General features: G+C 57.3%; 2 protein-coding genes. One reads left to right on the top strand and one right to left on the bottom strand.

Annotated features, from left to right (window positions below):
* Positions 1–1384: ATP-dependent endonuclease (locus ACFTWP_RS41590; RefSeq protein ID WP_380270381.1), on the top strand; the 1384-nt coding region annotated here is incomplete at its 5' end.
* 49 nt (positions 1385–1433) lie between these two features.
* On the opposite strand, the gene ACFTWP_RS41595 is transcribed toward ACFTWP_RS41590, so the two are convergent.
* Positions 1434–1580, bottom strand: coding sequence for an ATP-binding protein (locus ACFTWP_RS41595; protein ID WP_380270382.1), 147 nt, complete (start codon positions 1578–1580; stop codon positions 1434–1436).
* Between the last annotated feature and the right edge of the window lies 1 nt (position 1581).

Raw genomic sequence — 1581 nt, forward strand, 5'->3', positions numbered from 1 at the left:
GGACTGCGAGTTCATCGTTTTCGGTGGGGGTGATGAATCCCGAGCCGTCCCAAGCCGGGTCCGTCGCAGGGTTGCGCTAGATATGCTCGACGCGTTGCGCGACGCCGAGGGGCAACTGGCATCGTGGCGCAACTCACCGCTGCGCCCATTGCTCGAGGATGCCGTGGCGACAGTCAGTCGTAGTGAACTGGATAGCGTTGCTGCCACGCTTGAAAGTGCGACCAAGAAGCTCGAAAGTTTCCCGTCGGTTAAAGCGCTCGAAGACTCCCTCCGCGCTGGCATTCTGGACCTTGCCGGAAGCGCGCATGACATTGATGCACGCCTACGCTTTGCGCCCACCGATCCGCTTCGATTGTTCCGTTCAATTGCAATGTTCATCGATAACGGCAAACGCAGCATTGCTGAGGCAAGCCTGGGCTCTGCGAATGTCGCCTTGATCACTTTGAAATTGGCGGAGTTTGCTTGGCGGCGTGCCAAGAATGAACGCAACTATTCGCTGCTTTGTATCGAGGAACCGGAGGCTCACCTCCATCCTCAACTTCAGCGGGCTGTATTCGATAAGCTATTTCAAAAAGCTGACCCGGCACAGGCACTTGTCGTCACGAGCCATTCCCCGACATTGGCTGCGGTTGTGCCGCTCCGTTCGATAGTGAGCTTGCGATCGGTGAACGGCGCGTCGCAAGTCTATTCGCTTGCGGAGTTGCCGGTCACAAACGAGGAACTTGACGACATTGAGCGCTATCTGACCGCTACGAGATCCGAACTGCTTTTCGCGCGAGGCGTGATCTTCGTGGAAGGCGATGCCGAAGAAGCACTGCGGCCCGGATTTGCCGAGGCGTTGGGCCTCGATCTGGATCGGCTCGGCATTACCGTCTGCAATGTCGCGGGCGTCCATTTCGAGCCCTACGTGAAGCTCGCCGGTAGTCTTGGCCTGCCTTTCGCGGTTGTCACCGATTGGGATCCCATCGCCGGCGCCAAGTCGCCACTTGGAAAGGCGCGGACGCTTGGAATATGGGACGCATACTGCGCCGCTTCGGGAGTCGTTCCCTTGACGGCTGAGCAGCGTGCTTGGTGCGAATCGGCTGATTTTCCTACCTTCAGTGCGATTTGGGAAACCTATGGCATTTTTCTGAACGACTTGACCTTTGAAGTTGCAGTCATAAACGCCCCCAATCTTCGCGAGGCGATGCTTGATATTCTTGACGAACAGGGGTTTGGACCGACGCGCGCGGCTCGAATTGCCGCCTGGCGCTTGGGAACGCCCGTCGTTCCGGAGCACCTCTTGTCCATGATCGCCGACATCGGGAAAGGTCGGCTAAGCGCGAAACTCGCAAAAAGACTCCCGGGTCTGAAGCCACCGGTGTTGATTTCCACCGAGTCTTAACCCACCGATTTCATCTAAATCTGACCCACCCCGAGACAGCGTAGTACATCTATTCCGGTGTGGATAACTCTTCGTTACCCGCTGGTTTTGCTGCTCTCTTTCTTGTCGTCTTCGCCTTGGCAGAACTGGTCCTGAAGCGCCACGATTCATTGCCCGTTTCAACGATGTGGCAGTGATGGGTGACGCGGTCCAGCAGC

The sequence above is a fragment of the Kitasatospora sp. NPDC057015 genome, from assembly GCF_042673745.1.
Taxonomy (GTDB): domain Bacteria; phylum Actinomycetota; class Actinomycetes; order Streptomycetales; family Streptomycetaceae; genus Kitasatospora.